Genomic DNA, 19,207 nt, shown 5'->3' on the forward strand with positions numbered 1-19,207 from the left:
CGCCTTAGCCAGCCCTGCCTTATGCCGCATCAAACTTCCTGAACAGCGCCTTCCCTTTCAGTAACCGGATTCCCAGCCAGCCGCCGCACAGCGATAGCAGCAACGCGCCACACAGGGGCAGCGCCAGCCATAAAGTCCAGTCAGGCTGCCATGGGAAGTCGAAAATCTTTGTCTGTAATCCCCATAGCGCCGCTTCTGCCCCCATCGCGGCCGCCACGCCAGAGACCACGCCGAGCAGCGCAAATTCGCACCATAGCGTTGTGCGCAGGAGACGTTTCCCCGCACCCAGCGTGCGATAGACCACCAGCTCCTGCCGACGCTGTCGCATCCCGACCTGAATCTGCGCCAGCAGCAGTAACACACCACAGGCGGTAACCAGCACTACCATGATCTCCAGCGCCTGGCTGACCTGCGTCAACACCTGACCGATCTGCCGCATAATGCTGCCGATATCCAGCAGACTCAGCGCCGGAAAAGCTCGGTTCAGCTGCGCCAGCAGAACCGGATTCGCCTCCATGCGGAAGCTGGTAAGCCAGGTCTGCGGCTGGCTGTCGAGCGCGCCCGGCGGGAAGATAAAGAAGAAGTTCGGCTTGAGGCTTTCCCAGTCCACTTTACGAAGACTGGTGATACGGGCGCTGAACGTCTGCGTATCGCCGTCGAACGTTAAGGTATCGCCGAGCTTCAGCCCCAGCCGATCCGCCAGTTCCACCTCCATCGATACTTCACCCGCTTTTGGCGGCCAGTTGCCAGCCACCAGTGGATTGTGATCCGGACGATCGGCAAGCGCCGTCAGATTGAGCTCGCGGTTCAGGGCATTATCCAGTTTTGGATCGGCCGGTTTGCCGTTGAGTTCACTGAGCCGCACCCGCGCAATCGGATAAAAAGTTTCAGGTTTAATCTGGTGTGCTTGCAGGAAGTCCCGCACCTGCGGCACCTGATCCGCCGTCATGTTCAGCAGGAAGAAGTTCGGGCTATCTGCCGGTAACTGCTGCTGCCAGCGATCCAGCAGATCGCCACGCATCACCAGCAGCAGCGCCAGCAGCATAAACGACAGCGAAAAAGCCGCCAGCTGACTCAGTGTCATGCCGGGCTGGCGCAACAGCCGGTTGACCGCCAGTCGCAGCGCCAGATTGCGCACCACCAGCCGGCGCAGCAGGAGCAGGGTTCCCCAGCCGAGTAACGCCAGTAATGCCGCCAGCACCACGACACCTGCAAGCAGCGCCCAGAGCATTTTGCTGCCGCCGACCAGCAGGGCTAACAGCGTTACCACGACGGCGATCATCACCGGGATATAAAATTTCAATGGCCAGAGATTCGCCACCGCATCACGCCGTAACACCCGCAGAGGCTGGGTTGCCAGCAGCAGACGATAGGGGCGCAGACCTACCAGCAGCGAAATCACAAACAGCGACCCTACTGCCCAGATCCACGGCCAGACGCTGGCCGCCGGTAAGCTGGCAGGCAGCACCGGCTTCAGCATCGTCATCAGGATTGCTTCCACGCCCTGTCCGACCACGCCACCGGCAATCGCTGCCAGCAGTAGCACCGCCAGCCACTGCCCGATGATCAACCGCTGCAACGCGCCATGCGTTGCGCCCAGGGTTTTCAGCACTGCCACAAGATCGTAACGGCTGCGGCAGTAGTGACTCATGGCGACCGCTACGGCCGCAATCGCCAGCATCAGCGTCAGCAAGGCCGAGAGCAGGAGAAACTGCTGCGCGCGCTGCATCGAACGGCCCAGCGCATCGTCCGAGTTATCCACGCTGATCCAGCGCTGGTCGGCCTTCAGCTGCGGTTCAATCCAGCGGTCGTAGCTGGCCAGCTGATCGGGATTACCGGAGAACTTATAGCGCCAGGTAATGCGACTACCGGGCTGAATCGCACCGGTTTTTGCCGCATCCGCCAGGTTAATCAACAGACGCGGCGCCATCTCGAACGGGTTAAAGCCGCCATCCGGCTCCTGGATGACCTCGCCGCTGATGCGCAGCCGGGTATCCCCCACGTCCAGCATGTCACCCACTTTCAGATTCAGCAGCGCCATCAGGCGCGGTGCCGCCAGCGCGGTGCCCGCCTGTGGCCGCAGGCCTGGCGGCTGCGTCTGCAGCGTACCAAACATCGGGTAGCGGTCATCTACTGCTTTGACTGAGGCAAGCTGCGGTGACTGGTCGGCAAAGGTCATGGTCATAAAAGTCAGCTGACGACTGACCGTCAGACCGGTTTCCCTCGCCTTTTCCAGCCAGGCTTCTGGTGCAGCATCCGTGCTGCGCAGCGTGCGGTCACCCGCCATAAAATCACGGCTCTGCTGATTCAGCCCCTTTTCCATACGATCGCTGATCGACCCCAGCGCCAGTACGCAGGCCACCGCCAGCGTCAGGGCCAGCCAGACAATCAGCAGCGAGGGCGAGCGCCATTCGCGCCAGAACCAGCGCCAGATCATTGCTCCTCCCACAACTTTCCGTCGCGCAACCGCAATCGACGATCGCAGCGCGCCGCCAGTTGCTCATCATGCGTCACCAGAATCAGCGTGGTGCCAAAGTCGCGATTAAGAGAAAACAACAGGTCGGCTATGCGATCACCGGTTTTGCGATCGAGGTTGCCGGTCGGCTCATCGGCAAATAACAGGCCTGGACGACCACTGAAGGCGCGGGCCAGCGCGACACGCTGCTGCTCGCCGCCTGACAACTGGGCGGGCAGATGATGCAGACGTTCACCCAATCCGAGCAGCGTCAGCAGTTCACGTGCCTGTTCGCGGCTCTGGCGATCACTGTCGCCGCGCAGCAGCGATGGCAACTGCACGTTCTCCTGCGCATTCAGCGTCGGCACCAGCATAAATGACTGAAATACAAAACCAATCTGCCGGGCCCGCAGGGCCGCGCGCTGCTCTTCATTCATCTGGTGCAGCGGTTGCCCCAGCAGATGAACTTCACCGCTACTGCCATCGTCCAGCCCGGCCAGAATGCCCAGCAGGGTTGACTTGCCGGAGCCGGACTCGCCAATCAGTGCAATGGTCTCGGCTGGTTTGACAACCAACTCAACTCCGGTAAGGATGGTTAACTGATGCTCTCCCTGACCGACGGACTTAGTAAGATGATGAACTTCAACAATGTTTTCCGCTGGCATTATCCCTTCCTGTTATTAATGCTTCTGCTGGTATCACGTCTTGCTGCTGCAGATACCCTGATGGTGCTGGGCGACAGCCTGAGTGCGGGCTATCGCATGTCTGCCACGGCGGCCTGGCCCAGCCTGCTCAATAAGCAGTGGGAGCAGAAACCGAAAGTGGTCAACGCCAGTATCAGCGGCGATACTGCCGCACAGGGACTGGCGCGTCTGCCTGCGCTATTAAAACAGCATCAGCCGCAATGGGTGTTAATCGAACTGGGCGGTAACGATGGTCTGCGCGGTTTCCCGCCCGACGCTATCGCGCAGAATCTGAGTAAAGTGATCGACGACGTCAAAGCCGCCAATGCGAAGCCGCTGCTGATGCAGATCCGCCTGCCCGCCAACTATGGCCGCCGCTACACCGAGGCGTTCAGCGGCATCTATCCTGGACTCGCCCAACAGCATGACATCCCTCTGGTGCCCTTTTTCATGGAGCAGGTCTATCTGAAACCCGAGTGGATGCAGCAGGATGGTATTCATCCCAATCCTGATGCCCAGCCGTTTATCGCCGGGTTGATGGCAAAAGAACTGGCCCCCTTAGTTAAGCAGCCGTAGCGCGCCTGGATGCGCAAATAGGGTAAAGAAATGCAAAAAACCATTCTGATTACAGGTTGTTCAAGCGGTATTGGCCTGGTGGCCGCGCACGATTTGCTGGCGCGGGGCTACCGGGTGATCGCCGCCTGCCGCAAAGCCGACGATGTCGCGCGTATGAACATGCTGGGCTTTACGGGGCTGCAGCTCGACCTCGACGAGCCACAGAGCGTGGATGAGGCTGCCGACGCGGTGCTCGCGCTTTGCGATAACCGTCTGGCGGCGCTGTTCAACAACGCCGGTTTTGGGCTTTACGGCCCGCTGCACACCCTCTCCCGTCAACAGCTGGAGCGGCAGTTTTCCAGTAACTTTTTCGGCGTTCATCAACTGACGCTGCGGCTGTTACCCGCGTTGCAGGCCAGCGGCGATGGCCGCATTGTGAACACCAGTTCGGTGCTGGGACTGATCTCTACGCCAGGCCGGGGTGCCTATGCCGCCAGTAAATATGCGCTGGAAGCCTGGAGCGATGCGCTGCGGCTTGAAGTACGCAGCCGCGGCATCCGGGTCAGCCTGATCGAGCCAGGCCCGATTGAAACCCGCTTTACTGACAATGTGGCGCAGGGCGAACAGCATAACCCGGTGCGTAACCCTGGCATCGCGGCTCGCTTTACTCTGCCAGCGGAAGCCATTCTGCCTAAACTTCGTCATGCACTCGAGAGTAAACATCCGCGTTTACGCTATCCAGTGACACTGGTCGCACACGTGATGAGCCTGCTTAAACGGTTGCTGCCAGGCTGGATGCTGGATCGCATTTTGCGCAGCCATCAATAAGCCATGTGCAATAGCGCTTGAAGCCGTGCCAGTTGGCCCCATATTCTTAGAACACTTTTTGCAAAGAGACTTATCCATGTCACCACAAGCTTCTATCATCGACATCAACGAATCTAACCTGCAGCAGACCCTTGAGCAGTCGATGCAGCTGCCGGTGCTGTTCTACTTCTGGTCTGAGCGCAGCCAGCACTGTCAGGAGCTGACGCTAGTGCTGGAGCGCCTGGCGCAGGAGTATGCGGGTCAGTTTATTCTCGCCAAACTGGATTGCGACAAAGAGCAACGGGTCGCGTCACAGTTTGGTCTGCGTTCAATTCCAACCGTCTACCTGTTCCAGGATGGTCAGCCGGTTGACGGCTTCCAGGGACCGCAGCCGGAAGACGCGATCCGCGCCCTGCTGGAGAAAGTGCTGCCGCGCGAAGAAGAGCTGAAAGCGCAGCAGGCGATGGCGCTGATGCAGGAAGATAAACCACTGGAAGCGCTGCCGCTGTTAAAAGATGCGTGGCAGCTGAGCAACCAGTCGAGCGAAATTGGTTTCCTGCTGGCGGAGGTGCTGATTACCCTGAACCGCAGCGATGAAGCGGAAGCGGTACTGAAAGTCGTCCCCCTGCAGGATCAGGATACCCGCTATCAGAGCCTGATGGCGCAGATCGATCTGTTGAAACAGGCTGCCGATACGCCGGAGATTCAGCAGCTGCAATCCGAGCTGGAAGCGGACCCGACTAATGCCGGGCTGGCTGCTAAACTCTCGTTGCAGCTACATCAGGTGGGTCGTAATGAAGAAGCGCTGGAACTGCTGTTCAGCTTCCTGAAATCCGATCTTAATGCCGCTGATGGTCAGGCGCGTAAAATGCTGCAGGAGATTCTGGCAGCACTGGGTACCGGCGATGCACTGGCTGCGCGTTATCGTCGCCAGCTCTATTCCCTGCTGTACTAACCAGCAGCACCCCGGGCCGAAACGACTCGGCCCGTTAATCTGACAATGTGGAGGTTGTATGATAACTGTCATTCCTGCCCTGATTATTCTGGCCCTGGTGGCGGTCTGGGCAACCGTTAAGATCGTGCCACAAGGTTTTCAATGGACGGTTGAGCGTTTTGGCCGTTATACCCGCACCCTGCAGCCAGGATTAAGCCTGGTGGTACCGTTCATGGATCGTGTCGGTCGTAAGATCAATATGATGGAACAGGTACTGGATATTCCCTCGCAGGAGATCATCTCCAAAGACAACGCTAACGTCACCATCGACGCGGTCTGTTTTATTCAGGTCGTTGATCCGGCGCGTGCCGCGTATGAAGTCAGTAATCTTGAGCAGGCGATCCTGAATCTCACCATGACCAATATGCGTACCGTGCTTGGCAGCATGGAGCTGGACGAAATGCTGTCGCAGCGCGACAGCATCAACACTCGTCTGCTGCATATTGTGGATGAAGCGACCAACCCGTGGGGCGTCAAGATCACGCGTATCGAGATTCGCGACGTACGTCCGCCACAGGAGCTGATCGGCGCAATGAATGCGCAGATGAAAGCCGAGCGAACTAAGCGCGCCGATATTCTGACGGCCGAAGGGGTGCGACAGGCGGCTATCCTGCGTGCTGAAGGGGATAAGCAGTCGCAGATCCTCAAAGCGGAAGGTGAACGTACTTCGGCGTTTCTGCAGGCAGAGGCGCGTGAACGTCAGGCTGAAGCGGAAGCTAACGCCACTAAAATGGTTTCAGAAGCCATCGCGGCGGGTGACATTCAGGCTATCAACTATTTCGTGGCGCAGAAGTACACCGATGCGCTGCAAAAAATCGGTGAAGGCAACAACAGCAAAGTGGTGATGATGCCGCTTGAGGCAAGCAGTCTGCTGGGGTCGATTGCGGGTATCGGTGAACTGCTGAAGGAATCACGTCCAGAGTCGAAACGCTGATGCTGGTCGACATTATCGCTCATCCGCACTGGTTCTGGCTGACGCTGGGCGGATTACTGCTGGCCGCAGAGATGCTGGGCACCAGCGGCTATCTGCTGTGGAGCGGGCTGGCGGCAGTCATCGTTGGCCTCATTGAATGGTTTGTGCCGGTGAGCTGGACGGCGCAGGGTTCCCTGTTTGCCGCCATGACGCTGGTCTGCGTCTTTTTGTGGTACCGCTGGATGCGCCATCGTGAAGTGCGTCAGAGACCTAATGCCCTCAATCAGCGCGGAAACCAGATGCTCGGGTTGCAACTGACGCTGGATAGCGCGCTGAATAACCGCACCGGTCACGTGCGTATCGGGGACAGCAGCTGGCGGGTTGAGGCGGATCAGGATCTACCTGCGGGCACGCCCGTCGTCGTGGTCGGTATTGAGGGGATCACCCTGCGTATTCAGCCACGCTGACCGCAGCACCCGGCCAGGTTGTTGATGATGGGACATTCGGCGCTGTCATCACCGGGACAGGCGTCGGCCAGCGCCAGCAGGCGAGCGCGCATGGCGTGAAGTTCTTCTATGTGCGCGGCAATTTCATCGGCTTTCTGCAGGGTACGAGCTTTAACATCAGCACTGTGGCGCGACGGATTATTGAACAGCGCCACCAGCTCGCGACACTCATCCAGCGTGAAACCCACCTGCCGCGCCTGACGTAGCAGATTCAGCTCATCAAGATGATGGCCGTTATAGGTGCGGTAACCATTCTCACTGCGCAACGGTGGTGTCACCACCCCCTTTTCTTCGTAAAACCGAATCGCCTTGCTGCTCAGCCCGGTCTTTTTCGCCACATCGCTGATGTTCATTTTCGTCCCCTTGACCTTCCCCTTGATGGAAGGTTTATGCTTAAGCATGAATCGAAACTGGCCAATCGGTCAAATGGGATTACAAGAGGAGTTCATTATGTCACACACCATTTCTCTGGCACTGGACGGCTTGTCCTGCGGCCACTGTGTCAAACGCGTTAAAGAAGCGCTGGAACAGCGCGACGATGTTATTCAGGCCGAGGTGACTCAACAGGAAGCGCAGGTTTCCGGTCACGCGGATGCCGCTGCGCTGATCGCGACCGTCGAACAGGCGGGCTATCACGCGACGCTGAAAACAGCGGACGCTTCCCCAAAGTCTGAACCGTTGACAGCATCGGAGCCGCCGCCGGAGGCGCTGACAACGGAGACCGCTTCTTATCCGGCAGAAAAAACATTACCCACCCATATGCTGCTGATTGAGGGCATGACCTGCGCCAGTTGCGTGAGTCGGGTGGAAAAAGCGCTGCAGCAGGTCGCGGGTGTCAGTCAGGCGCGGGTCAATCTCGGCGAACGCAGTGCGCTGGTAATGGGCGATACTGATCCGCAGCAACTGGTTGCTGCCGTCGATGCCGCCGGTTACGGCGCGCAAGTGGTAGATGACGAGCAGGAGCGACGTGAGAAGCAACAGCTCAGCGCCCACAGCGCGATGCGGCGTTTCAGCTGGCAGGCGGCTGTCGCCTTAGTATTTGGCGTGCCGCTGATGATCTGGGGCATGGTGGGCGACAACATGATGCTCACCGATCACAATCACACCACATGGCTGACGCTGGGCATCGTAACGCTGCTGATCATGATCGTGACCGGCAGCCATTTTTATCGCAGTGCCTGGCGCAGTCTGCGCAATGGCAGCGCCACCATGGATACGCTGGTGGCACTCGGCACAGGCGCGGCGTGGATCTACTCCTTTAGCGTGGTGCTGTGGCCGGATTTCTTCCCGCTGCAGGCACGCCATCTCTATTTCGAAGCCAGCGTCATGATCCTGGGATTGATCAATCTGGGACATGCGCTGGAACAGCGGGCGCGTCAGCGATCATCTAAGGCGCTGGAACGACTGCTTGATCTGACGCCAGCCCAGGCGCGGCTCGTCGATCAACAGGGCGACCGGCTGATCCCGGTCAGCGAAGTTCAGCCTGGCATGACGCTGCGTCTGGTCACCGGCGATCGGGTCCCGGTCGATGGTGAAATCGCCGCGGGTGACGCGTGGTTTGATGAAGCGATGCTGACCGGTGAAGCCGTGCCGCAAAGCAAAAGTCCGGGTGCGGCGATCTTTGCCGGAACCCTGGTGCAGGACGGCTCGGTAGAATTTATCGCCCGGGCGACCGGGAATCACACCACCCTGTCGCGCATTATCCGGCTGGTACGTCAGGCGCAAAGCAGCAAACCCGATGTGGGCCGTCTGGCCGATCGCATCTCCGCCGTTTTTGTCCCGGTGGTGGTGTTGATTGCGCTGCTCAGCGGCGCAGTATGGTATCTGTTCGGACCGCAGCCTCAGATTGCTTACATGCTGGTGATCGCAACAACCGTCCTGATTATTGCCTGCCCCTGTGCGCTGGGCCTGGCGACGCCGATGTCGATTATTGCCGGTGTTGGCCGCGCCGCCGAGCTGGGCGTGCTGGTGCGCGACGCCGATGCCTTACAGCGCGCCAGCCAGATAGATACCCTGGTGTTTGATAAAACCGGCACCCTGACAGCCGGCAAGCCACAGGTCAGTGAAGTGCTGGTCTGGGGTGAGGCCAGCCGTGAGTCCGTGTTAGCGACCGCTGCCGCACTGGAGTTCGCCTCAGGTCATCCGCTGGCGAAAGCGATTGTCGCCGAGGCGAAACTGACACAACCGCCTCTGTTAGCGCAATTTCGTACAATACGCGGTAAAGGGGTCAGCGGTAATCTGGCTAACAGAACACTGCTGCTGGGTAACGCTGCGCTGTTACAGGACAACGGTGTCGATTATCAGGCGGCAGAAGCAGAGATTGCGCGCCTGACACAACAGGGTGCAACACCCGTGTTGCTGGCTGAACAGGGCCAGTTAACCGGCCTGATTGCGCTGCGCGATCAGCTACGACCGGAAAGCGACGCAGCCCTGAAGCGGCTGCATCAGCAGGGCTATCGTCTGATTATGCTGACCGGCGATCATGAAAATACCGCACGCGCTATTGCTGCCGAGGTCGGTATTGATGAAGTTATTGCGGGCGTGCTACCGGAAGGCAAAGCGGCCGCCATCGAACAGTTACAGCAGCAGGGCCGCCGCGTCGCGATGGTCGGTGATGGCATTAATGACGCGCCCGCTCTGGCACAGGCCGATGTGGGCATTGCCATGGGGGGCGGCAGCGATGTGGCAGTAGAAACCGCGGGTATTACGTTGATGCGCGCCGACCTCAACAGTGTGGCGGATGCGCTGGCACTTTCTTCCGCGACGCTGCGCAATATCCGACAGAATCTGTTTGGGGCATTTATCTATAACAGCATCGGCATTCCGGTGGCCGCAGGTGTGCTCTATCCGCTGACCGGTACCCTGCTCAGCCCGATTGTGGCCGGTGCCGCAATGGCGCTGTCATCCATTACCGTGGTCAGCAATGCTAACCGCCTGCTGCGTTACCGGCCGCCGCGCCAGTAATCGCCGTTTCAGCGCTGTTTTTCACTCTCTGAAGTCGCTAGCATGGGGTTTTGAATCGCAAAGGACCGGGAATGACAGGCAACGTTTGGCGCTCACTGCGCGGCTTTATGAGCCAACTTTTTCCCGCCAGTTACCGCTGGCCTGCGATGGATGTCAGGCTTGGCGATCGTCAGCTACATCTGGTAGGTAGCATTCACATGGGAACGCGCGATATGCAGCCGTTACCTGCCCGTCTGCTGCGGCAGTTGCAGCAGGCGGATGCGCTGATTGTGGAAGCCGATATTACGCAGGGTGGCTCGCCCTTTGATCACCGTGGCGATCGCCCTGCGCTCGCTACCCGGCTTGAGAGCAGCGCGATGCAAACGCTCACCGCGCTGTGTCAGGAGATGAGTCTCAACCTGAGCCTGTTTGATAACCTGCCCGCCTGGCAGGTGGCGCTGATGTTACAGGCACAGCAGGCGCAACGGCTGGGATTGCGGCCTGACTACGGCATTGATTATCAGCTGTTGCAGGCAGCGAAAGGCTTTAATAAACCGGTGATTGAACTGGAAGGCGCGGATGCGCAAATCGCCCTGCTGACGGCGCTGCCGGATGACGGCATGGCACTGTTACAGGATACGCTGCTGCACTGGCATACGAATGCACGACTGCTGCAAATGATGGTGAGCTGGTGGCTCGATACGCCGCCACGTCAGCCGGAAATTACCCTGCCCGCCACCTTCAGTCAGGCGCTGAATGATACGTTGATCGGTCAGCGTAATGCGCAATGGCGTAGCAGGCTGCAGGAATTAGCGGCGGGAAACTATGTGGTCGCGGTCGGTGCGTTGCATCTTTACGGCGAAGATAATCTGCCTGAGATGCTGAAGAAGCCCTGAAAAAAAGAGAGCCGATAATGTTATCGGCCCGTCAAAGAGGAATTTGTTTATGATTTTGGTTATCGCTCAGCAATCGGGTTGCTGGCGCGCGGCTAATTCTCACTCAAAGAACAAATTTTCGCCACCTTTTTCCACGATTGTGCTTAATAAGATTTTTCTTAGTAAGGAACCTGTATGACGCCCGCCGTAAAATTGCTGGAAAAACAAAAAGTCAGCTTCATCCTGCATCCCTATGAGCATGACAGCAACGAAACCCATTTTGGTGACGAAGCGGTTCGTAAACTCAATCTGGATGCGCGCCAGGTCTATAAAACGCTGCTGGTAGCGCTGAATGGTGAGGCGAAACAGCTGGCGGTGGCGATTACGCCCGTATCAACGCAGCTGGATCTCAGGAAGGTGGCAAAAGTGCTGGGTGCGAAGAAAGCGGATATGGCTGACCCGCAGCTGGCGCAGCGGGTCACGGGTTATCTGGTGGGCGGTATCAGTCCGCTGGGACAAAAAAAACGGCTGCCCACGGTGATTGACCACTCAGCCAGCACGTTTGACGCCATGTTTATCTCAGGCGGCAAGCGGGGACTGGATATCGAACTGGCTCCACAGGATCTTTCACGACTGCTGGACGCCCCGTTTGCGGATATCGCCCGCCACGACTAAACCCGTGGCTGGGCACAAAGCTGATCGATCATCCAGCGACCTGCCGGGCCGGGCGGTGTGCGTCGCGACCAGACTACCTCAACAGCGATATGCTGCGGCCAGCCCGGCATCGACAACTCTTTCAAGACGTCATGTCCAAACTGCTTCACCAGCCAGCGCGGCAGAACAGTCCAGCCAAACCCCTGCTCCGCCATCTCCAGCAGCAGTAAATAGGTGGGCGCCGACCAGATGCGTCCCATTGGCGTGGGTTCAGAGGCCTCAACCCAGGTGTTTAATCGCAGGTGACGAACCCCTTCCAGTTCGCTTTCGCTAACGGTATTAAGCTGTGCCAGTGGATGATCGCGATGTAAAAAGACGGCCATCTGCGCTTCCACCTGCAGCCTTGCCACCGCGATATCCACCGGCAGATTAGGTTGTGCCCGCACTACGCCCAGATGAACCCGCCCGGCCTGCAGCAGATCCAGCACATCGCCATCTTCGGCAATCATGACTTCCAGTTCAATCTCCGGATAACGGGCATCAAATTGCCTGAGCAGATGCTCGTGATGATCGGTTTGCCAGAAATCGGACATGGCAAAACTCAGCCGGGGCTCAACGCCCTGCGACAGACGTATCGCCAGCGCATCCAGCCGCTCACTGGCGGCGAGGATTTGCTGAACCTGAGGAATTACGCGGCGTCCCTGCTCGGTCAGAATGGGTTGACGACCGGCGCGATCAAAGAGCACGAAACCGAGATCGTCTTCTAAATTTGCCACTGCCGCGCTGATGGTGGACTGACTTTTACCCAGCGCGCGCGCAGCCGCAGAGAAAGAACCGCTCGCCACGGTCTGCATAAAAGCCTCAAGGGATTCCGGGGAGTAACGCATCTGAACCATCGCTTTTTTCGATAGGTGTTCATTTTATCTTAGCATTCTGACGTGTGAGAATGCGCCGCATTATTCAAGGAGAATTAACAATGCGTACCCGCTCAATTAAAGAACGTATTCTTCATGCTGTCTGCTTTGAAACGCTGGCGATTCTGACCGTTTCGCCGCTGGCGGCATGGGTGATGGATAAGCCGCTGTTTCAGATGGGATCGCTGGCGATTATGCTCTCAACGGTCGCGATGCTATGGAACATGATTTATAACAGCGGATTTGACAGGCTCTATGCGCCGGGCCAGAAACGCGGACCCGGCGTGCGTGTGTTACATGCGCTGGGTTTTGAAGGCGGGTTTATCCTGATTGGTCTGCCGATTGCGGCCTGGATGCTGGATATTTCTCTGGGTCAGGCGTTGCTGGTAGAAGTGGCCTTTTTCCTCTTCTTCCTGCCCTACACCATGGCCTACAACTGGGTATGGGACAAACTGCGCGAGCGCTGGATTAGACGTCACTCCTGCCAGGCGTAAGAAAAAAGGGAGGCGCAAGCGCCTCCCGTTAAGCTCAATGCGTACGGGCTGTTTCATTCCCCCACGGCCAGATCCACGCCAGAATCATTTTTGGATAGTTACGCTTCCGCGCTTTTTCCGCTGCTTCATCCCGTGCCCGAATCTGCTCATCGGTCAGGTGCACAATCTGCTCTTTCGGCTGATAGTCGCTGGCCTTCACCGGCGAATGCGCCTTGATCCAGTCACGCAGCACCTGCGCATCCACAGCTCCGCTGTTGACATACCCGGCATGATTATCCAGACGCGGATAACCGTCGCCACCCGCCGCATTGAAGCTGTTGGTCGCCAGGCGATAACTCTGCGTGTCCTGCAGCGGTTTACCGTTAATGCTGACGTCGCTGACCTGCTTACCGTCGGCGGTCAGGCTGATACCGGCAAACTGGGCGTAGCCGCCTGAGTCAGGCTGAATATTGGCCACGACATCCAGATATTTTTTGATCTCCGCACCGGTCAGAGTGACCGAGACCACCTGGTTGCCAAACGGCTGAACCTGAAGCAGGTCACGCCAGCTCAGCTTGCCCGCTTTCAGCGAGGTGCGAATACCGCCACCGCTCATTACCGCAAAGTCTGCTTTGGTGTGCGCCATCTGAGCGCGGAGAATCAGCTGGCCAAGATTCGTCTGCTCAAAACGAACCTGCTCTTTTTCACCGCTGAAGTTGCCCTCAGCGCTGCCGACATTCACGGTTAATTTCGCCTCGGCCCGTTTCTGGAACGGCATCAGCAGTTTCATCATGGCGGTGTTTTTCGGGATCTCTTCCTGCCAGGTCAGCCAGGTTTCGCTGCCGTCCGCATTCTTTATCTGGTGTTTAAGGTTAACCGGCACCAGCTGATAAGCCTCCAGCGTCACCTGACCATTGCGGAAGGTGAAGTCACCGCGGCCAACATATTTGCCCCACTTGTCGGCCTGCATAATCCAGATCCCGTTCTGCTGATCGGGTTTGCACGGCTGGCCAGGTTGATAATTTTTAACGCTGACGTTCGCTTTCTCCATGCAAACCGCGTCATGCGAATGACCGCCGACAATCAGATCGAGGGTGCCAGCAGGCAGGCTTCGCGCCAGAGTGACATCATCAATGCCGTTGCTGCCATGCTTACCGTTGTCATAGTGGCCAAGATGTGTCAGCGCGACAACCACGTCCGGCTTTTCGGTGGCGCGCAGTTCGGCCACCGCCTTCTCCGTCTCCGCAATCGGATCGCGGAACTCGGTATCTGTCAGTCCGGCCGGATTAGCCAGTTTTGCGGTGTCCGGAGTGATCAGCCCGACTACCGCGATTTTCAGTCCGAGACGGTTGAATACCGCCCAGGGTTTGAACATGCGCTTACCGGTACTTTTCTGGTAAACGTTGGCGGCCAGCAGCGGGAAGCGCGCCCACTTCTCCTGCTTGCGAAGGACTGTGATTGGCTTGTCGAACTCATGATTGCCCAGCGCCATCGCATCGTAACCAATCAGGTTCATCGCACGAAAATCGGGTTCAGCGTCCAGCTCGTCGGACTCCGGCACGCCCGTATTCACATCACCGGCAGAGAGGATCAATGCGCCACCGCCGTGGGACTGCACATCGTAGCGCAGGGTATCCATCAGGGTTTTCTGCGCGGCCAGACCATATTCCCCCTGTTCATTAAACCAGAAGTGACCATGCTCATCGTTGGTGTGCAGTAAACTGAAACGATAGGTGTGATCGGCCTGGGCGGCCTGTGAAAACAGCGGCATCAGGGCCACCAGTAGCGCCACGCCCACCCCTGTCCATTTAGATAACAACACTGTGATTCTCCTTAATTTACCGTCTGGCCCGATTTTCTGCCGCATTGCCCCACTGTGTCGCATATTCCTCCGGCGAACTCAAGGCCAATGCACACTCACGTGCCTGACGATGCCTTTTTTTTACCCTGGTCCGCCTTTGCTAAGCGTGACAGTGTCTGCGAGGAGGCGACACCACGGTGCCCGATTCTGCGAATCGGGCAGAGGCAGGCTGTAAACTACGTTGTTAAACCGTTGTTTACGCCTGCAAAAGTGCCGCTGATGGGCTTTAACCACTCTGTGTGCGTATTTAACCCTTATTCGTGCCACACCAGCGTCATTCAGAACGTATAAATTTTATTGAGTCGGGCCGGTTTAAAGCGTCAAATCAGCCAATATTATGGATAATGAATAAAAACACCCTTTCGATTGCGTATTTGGCTTTTTTACGTGGTTTTTTTTGGTATTCCCGCAAATTGCTCAGCGAAAGAATAGATTTTGTTTTAAACTCATTTGTTACAACCGGATACATTTGTATACAAGGAGAGAGGCATGCATCACACCACACCGTTGATCACTACCATCGTCGGAGCACTGGTTCTGGCATTTCTCCTTGGAATGCTTGCCCACCGCCTGCGTATCTCCCCGCTGGTAGGTTATCTGCTCGCAGGCGTGCTGGCGGGTCCCTTTACTCCCGGCTTTGTTGCTGATACCAATCTCGCCCCTGAACTGGCAGAACTCGGCGTTATCCTGCTGATGTTCGGTGTCGGCCTGCACTTCTCAATGAAAGATCTGATGTCGGTAAAGTCGATCGCCATTCCCGGAGCCATCGCACAGATCGCGGTTGCGACATTACTGGGAATGGGATTGTCGTGGACGCTGGGATGGTCGTGGATGACCGGCCTGGTATTTGGCCTCTGCCTCTCTACCGCCAGTACCGTGGTGTTATTGCGCGCCCTGGAGGAACGACAGCTTATCGATAGCCAGCGCGGACAGATTGCGATTGGCTGGCTGATTGTTGAAGATCTGGTGATGGTGCTGACGCTGGTGCTGCTGCCTGCGATTGCCGGCATGATGGAACAGGGCAACGCCAGCGCCGGACTGCTGGCCTGGGATCTGCTGTGGACCATCGGTAAAGTGGCTGCCTTTATGGTGCTGATGATGGTCGTGGGTCGTCGTGCCGTGCCCTGGATCCTCGCCCGTAGCGCCGCCACCGGTTCGCGCGAGCTGTTTACGCTGGCGGTATTAGCACTGGCGCTGGGCATCGCTTTCGGTGCGGTTGAATTCTTCGATGTGTCGTTTGCCCTGGGTGCCTTCTTTGCCGGTATGGTGCTGAACGAATCAGAACTGAGTCACCGCGCCGCGCGCGATACCCTGCCGCTGCGCGATGCCTTTGCCGTGCTGTTCTTTGTCTCCGTCGGCATGCTGTTCGATCCGTCGATTCTGGTGACGCAGCCGCTGGCGGTACTGGGTGCGCTGGTGATTATTGTGGTCGGCAAGTCGATGGCCGCCTGGCTGCTGGTGTCGCTGCTCGGCCATTCGCGTCGTACGGCTCTGACTATTTCGGTCAGCCTGGCGCAGATTGGTGAGTTCGCCTTTATCCTGGCCGGCCTGGGTATCTCGCTGGGTCTGCTGAATGATGAGGGCCGCAACCTGGTACTGGCCGCCGCCATCCTGTCGATTATGCTTAACCCGATTCTGTTTACCCTACTGGAGCGTTTCCTGGCGAAAACAGAGACGATGGAAGAGCAAACGCTGGAAGAAGCAGTTGAAGATGAGAAGCAGATCCCGGTAGATTTCTGCAATCACGCGGTGATTGTCGGCTATGGCCGGGTTGGCAGCCTGATTGGTAAGAAGCTTCTTGAAGCTAATGTGCCGCTGGTGGTGGTTGAAAACTCCCGCCCACGGGTTGAAGCGCTGCGCGAGCAAGGCATTAAAGCGGTGCTGGGAAATGCAGCTCGCGCGGACACCATGGAGCTGGCCCGGCTCGACTGTGCCCGCTGGCTGTTACTGACCATCCCGAATGGCTATGAAGCAGGTGAAGTGGTAACGGCGGCGCGTGAAAAGCATCAAAATATTGAGATTATCGCCCGCGCCCACTATGACGATGAAGTGGAATACATCATGGAGCGTGGTGCCACCCGCGTCGTAATGGGTGAGCGTGAGATTGCCAGCAGTATGCTGCAAATCCTGCAGGATGAGATGACGCAAGGCGAGGATTTACAGCCCTGCGATGTCGTGCGCTGATGCGTGTTCAAAAAAAGCCCTTCTGTTCAGAAGGGCTTTTTTTATGTGTGGCAACGACCCGCTTTACCGATCCCAGTAAGACTCTTCCAGACTGTCTTCCCGCTCCGGCAGACCACGGGTTAAACGCGGCGAATGCTGATTCAGCACCTGATAACTGACGCGGTTAGCATACTTACACACCTGCGCCAGCGACGAGTAGGTCAGATACGGACGCGCATGTTTGCTGGAGTTCGGCACATTCAGGCTGTGATAGTTGTTGGCGGTGATGTCATGCAGTAACGCCGCCAGCGCACCATCTCCGGCGCCATTCGTATTCATGATCTTTTCCGGTCCGCCCATATAAGGCGCGATGTGCGAGAAGATGCGCAGCGGCTGCTGGCAATCCTGCTGGCGCATCACACGGCTGAACTCATACTGGTTGAACTCAGCAATTGCGCCAGGCAACAGCGGATGGTTGGTTTTGCGTTTGAACTCGTCTTCGGTGTAGCCCGCCATGTAAAGCCCAATCGGACCAGCGGTACAGAGCACGAGATCTACCCAGTCCAGCGCCATGTTGGAGGCGAGCAGCGGATCGGCTTCGCCAGTCAGCGCCAGCGCTTCCTCTTCATTCATCGCCACGATGGTGACGTGATCACGCAGGAAATCCCGCCAGAACTGGGGATTATCGCCAATTACATGTTTGGTGCCCAGCGTCAGTACCACCGGCACGTTGTGGCGTTTGGCGTACTCAATTGCCCGTAGCGTCGCCTGCGGCATCGGTTCACCTTCGGCACAGCGCACCAGATAAGAGGTCAGCACCAGCGCGGAGGCTCCGGCAATTACCTCTTCCGGGACATTATCCGCATGCAGCTGGTTCATCTGGCCGGGACTGATAGCGAAAGTTCGCTCGCCATGTTCGCCAATCAGCGTAAAGCAGCGGCCAATGGCACCATCGACGCCCTGCAGATAGTTGAGATCGACCCGGCTTGAGGTGTTGCAGAGATAGCGATAGGCGTAGCCGCCTATCTGGATGTTGTTGCACATAACGCCCAGCAGTACGGAGCGGTCATCGGCCAGGACCGAGAAGTTATGCAGCGTGTTACCGATGGTGCCACCGGCGAACTGATGGGTGATCAGCGCCTCGCGCATCAACTCGTTGTACAACGCTTCCGCGACGGCATTATCGATGACCAGTGAGTGCCCGGCACTCAGGCCGTAACGTGCGAGAAAGTCGTCATCGACTTTGGCTTCGATATCCACCAGCGTCTGATCGATACCTACCACCCAGCTGCCAGCATCAATGTCGTGCTGGGCCGGCTGTAACAGGGGATCGCGTGCGCTGACAGGAAAGTAGTGTTTGGATTTGCGTTTGCCGGGAAATTTCATCGGGACTGCCGTCTGGAAAAACAGACGGAGAATGATATCACACTCTCCGCCTGCACTTTAACGGCGTGCGTCGACCAACTGCACCATCATGTCGATATGCGCCTCGTCGGCGTTCAGCGCAGGGATATACTCAAACTTTTCTCCACCGGCATGCAGGAAAATTTCGCAGTTTTCACCACTGATCTCCTCCAGCGTCTCAAGACAGTCAGACGAGAATCCCGGGCTCATCACCTGAACATGTTTGATCCCTTTGGCGGGTAAGCTTTCCATAGTTTTGTCGGTGTAAGGCATCAGCCAGGGCTCACGACCAAAACGTGACTGGAAGGTCATCATGTACTGATCGTCACGCAGACCCAGCGCTTTAACCAGGGCCGCCGTGGTATCCGCACAGCGCTGCGGGTAGTCATCGCCTTCGTTGGCAAAACGCTGCGGAATGCCGTGGAACGACAACACCAGCAGATCGGGCTGACCGTGCCGCTGAAATGAGCGCTCCACCGTCGCTTTCAGCGCAGCGATATAGGCCGGATGTTCGGCGTAGTCGCGAATAAACTGCACGTCAGGTAGCGAACGGTAATCATTGAATACGGCGGTCAGACCATCCCACACCGCGGCCACGGTAGAGCAGGAGAACTGCGGATAGAGCGGCAGCACAATCAGGCGGGTTACGCCCTGCGCCATCAGCTTATCGACTGCACTTTTCAGGCTCGGGTTGCCATAGCTCATACCCAGCTCAACCGGCATATCGACCCGTGCCGCCAGGGCATGGCGCTGACGCATGCTGTAAACCAGCAGCGGTGAGCCGCCTTCCATCCAGACGGATGTATAAAGCTTAGAAACGCGCGGCGAACGAAACGGCAGAATGACGGCATTGAGAACCGGCCACCAGAGCCAGCGCGGCGCATCGACAACGCGCGGATCGCTTAAAAACTGTTTCAGATAGCGTTTAACTGCAGGTGTGGTTGGGGCGTCTGGCGTGCCTAAATTAACCAATAATACGCCGGGCTGATCTTGCCTCATTTGAGTTC

At 57.6% G+C, this 19,207-nt stretch carries 17 protein-coding genes; 10 read left to right on the forward strand and 7 right to left on the reverse strand.

Annotation, left to right across the window (positions count from 1 at the left end; genetic code table 11):
* Nucleotides 1-19: 19 nt before the first annotated feature.
* Together ybbP and ybbA are read right to left on the reverse strand one after the other, a co-directional pair.
* Entirely contained in the window at nucleotides 20-2,437 is a 2,418-nt protein-coding gene (gene ybbP / locus HZZ01_RS09300; RefSeq protein ID WP_179896641.1) for a putative ABC transporter permease subunit YbbP, read from the reverse strand.
* Nucleotides 2,434-3,120 carry a putative ABC transporter ATP-binding protein YbbA gene (gene ybbA / locus HZZ01_RS09305; protein ID WP_179896643.1) on the reverse strand — a complete coding sequence of 229 codons (687 nt, stop codon included), beginning with the start codon at nucleotides 3,118-3,120 and terminating at the stop codon, nucleotides 2,434-2,436. The genes ybbP and ybbA overlap by 4 nt, the downstream gene beginning before the upstream one ends.
* Between ybbA and tesA the strand changes: the two genes are divergently transcribed.
* From tesA to HZZ01_RS09330, 5 genes are all read left to right on the forward strand, one after another.
* Complete coding sequence (tesA, locus tag HZZ01_RS09310; protein ID WP_179896645.1) at nucleotides 3,088-3,714, forward strand: multifunctional acyl-CoA thioesterase I/protease I/lysophospholipase L1; 627 nt, start codon at nucleotides 3,088-3,090, stop codon at nucleotides 3,712-3,714. The genes ybbA and tesA overlap by 33 nt on opposite strands.
* A gap of 30 nt (nucleotides 3,715-3,744) precedes the next feature.
* The gene (locus HZZ01_RS09315; protein ID WP_179896647.1) at nucleotides 3,745-4,521 is read left to right on the forward strand and encodes an SDR family oxidoreductase; all 777 of its coding nucleotides are present in this window, start codon (nucleotides 3,745-3,747) and stop codon (nucleotides 4,519-4,521) included.
* 76 nt (nucleotides 4,522-4,597) lie between these two features.
* Nucleotides 4,598-5,455, forward strand: a complete 858-nt coding sequence (locus HZZ01_RS09320) for a co-chaperone YbbN (RefSeq protein WP_179896650.1) — start codon at nucleotides 4,598-4,600, stop codon at nucleotides 5,453-5,455.
* Between the two features lie 58 nt (nucleotides 5,456-5,513).
* On the forward strand, nucleotides 5,514-6,428 hold the full coding sequence (locus HZZ01_RS09325; RefSeq protein ID WP_090963162.1) for an SPFH domain-containing protein: 915 nt from the start codon (nucleotides 5,514-5,516) through the stop codon (nucleotides 6,426-6,428).
* Nucleotides 6,428-6,874, forward strand: coding sequence for an NfeD family protein (locus HZZ01_RS09330; RefSeq protein ID WP_179896652.1), 447 nt, complete (start codon nucleotides 6,428-6,430; stop codon nucleotides 6,872-6,874). Before HZZ01_RS09325 ends, HZZ01_RS09330 begins: the two co-directional genes overlap by 1 nt.
* On the opposite strand, the gene cueR is transcribed toward HZZ01_RS09330, so the two are convergent.
* On the reverse strand, nucleotides 6,862-7,266 hold the full coding sequence (gene cueR, locus HZZ01_RS09335) for a Cu(I)-responsive transcriptional regulator (RefSeq protein ID WP_179896654.1): 405 nt from the start codon (nucleotides 7,264-7,266) through the stop codon (nucleotides 6,862-6,864). The two genes, HZZ01_RS09330 and cueR, sit on opposite strands and share 13 nt — an antisense overlap.
* 97 nt (nucleotides 7,267-7,363) lie before the next feature.
* On the opposite strand from cueR, the gene copA reads away from it, so the two are divergent.
* From copA to ybaK, 3 genes are all read left to right on the forward strand, one after another.
* Nucleotides 7,364-9,877 carry a copper-exporting P-type ATPase CopA gene (copA, locus tag HZZ01_RS09340; protein WP_179896657.1) on the forward strand — a complete coding sequence of 838 codons (2,514 nt, stop codon included), beginning with the start codon at nucleotides 7,364-7,366 and terminating at the stop codon, nucleotides 9,875-9,877.
* A gap of 71 nt (nucleotides 9,878-9,948) precedes the next feature.
* Nucleotides 9,949-10,752: a TraB/GumN family protein gene (locus HZZ01_RS09345; protein WP_179896658.1), complete on the forward strand. Its 804-nt coding sequence runs from the start codon at nucleotides 9,949-9,951 to the stop codon at nucleotides 10,750-10,752.
* Nucleotides 10,753-10,926: 174 nt separating this feature from the next.
* A complete protein-coding gene (gene ybaK / locus HZZ01_RS09350) occupies nucleotides 10,927-11,406 on the forward strand; it encodes a Cys-tRNA(Pro)/Cys-tRNA(Cys) deacylase YbaK (RefSeq protein WP_179896660.1) in 480 nt (159 codons plus the stop codon).
* On the opposite strand, the gene HZZ01_RS09355 is transcribed toward ybaK, so the two are convergent.
* The gene (locus HZZ01_RS09355; RefSeq protein ID WP_179896662.1) at nucleotides 11,403-12,272 is read right to left on the reverse strand and encodes a LysR family transcriptional regulator; all 870 of its coding nucleotides are present in this window, start codon (nucleotides 12,270-12,272) and stop codon (nucleotides 11,403-11,405) included. The two genes, ybaK and HZZ01_RS09355, sit on opposite strands and share 4 nt — an antisense overlap.
* An 89-nt stretch (nucleotides 12,273-12,361) precedes the next feature.
* Between HZZ01_RS09355 and HZZ01_RS09360 the strand changes: the two genes are divergently transcribed.
* Nucleotides 12,362-12,793, forward strand: a complete 432-nt coding sequence (locus HZZ01_RS09360) for a multidrug/biocide efflux PACE transporter (RefSeq protein WP_179896664.1) — start codon at nucleotides 12,362-12,364, stop codon at nucleotides 12,791-12,793.
* A gap of 34 nt (nucleotides 12,794-12,827) precedes the next feature.
* Here the strand turns inward: HZZ01_RS09360 and ushA are convergent, their stop codons facing one another.
* Nucleotides 12,828-14,543 carry a bifunctional UDP-sugar hydrolase/5'-nucleotidase UshA gene (ushA, locus tag HZZ01_RS09365; RefSeq protein ID WP_218928150.1) on the reverse strand — a complete coding sequence of 572 codons (1,716 nt, stop codon included), beginning with the start codon at nucleotides 14,541-14,543 and terminating at the stop codon, nucleotides 12,828-12,830.
* A 579-nt stretch (nucleotides 14,544-15,122) separates the two neighbouring features.
* On the opposite strand from ushA, the gene ybaL reads away from it, so the two are divergent.
* Nucleotides 15,123-16,817 carry a YbaL family putative K(+) efflux transporter gene (gene ybaL / locus HZZ01_RS09370; RefSeq protein WP_179896667.1) on the forward strand — a complete coding sequence of 565 codons (1,695 nt, stop codon included), beginning with the start codon at nucleotides 15,123-15,125 and terminating at the stop codon, nucleotides 16,815-16,817.
* Nucleotides 16,818-16,880: 63 nt separating this feature from the next.
* Here the strand turns inward: ybaL and HZZ01_RS09375 are convergent, their stop codons facing one another.
* Nucleotides 16,881-18,182 (reverse strand): inosine/guanosine kinase, encoded by a 1,302-nt coding sequence (locus HZZ01_RS09375; RefSeq protein ID WP_179896669.1) that lies wholly within the window; start codon nucleotides 18,180-18,182, stop codon nucleotides 16,881-16,883.
* A 57-nt stretch (nucleotides 18,183-18,239) separates the two neighbouring features.
* Nucleotides 18,240-19,199 (reverse strand): ferrochelatase, encoded by a 960-nt coding sequence (hemH, locus tag HZZ01_RS09380; RefSeq protein ID WP_179896671.1) that lies wholly within the window; start codon nucleotides 19,197-19,199, stop codon nucleotides 18,240-18,242.
* Between the last annotated feature and the right edge of the window lie 8 nt (nucleotides 19,200-19,207).

This window comes from Pantoea sp. WMus005 (assembly GCF_013415305.1).
In the GTDB taxonomy this organism is placed as follows: Bacteria; Pseudomonadota; Gammaproteobacteria; order Enterobacterales; family Enterobacteriaceae; genus Pantoea; species Pantoea rara.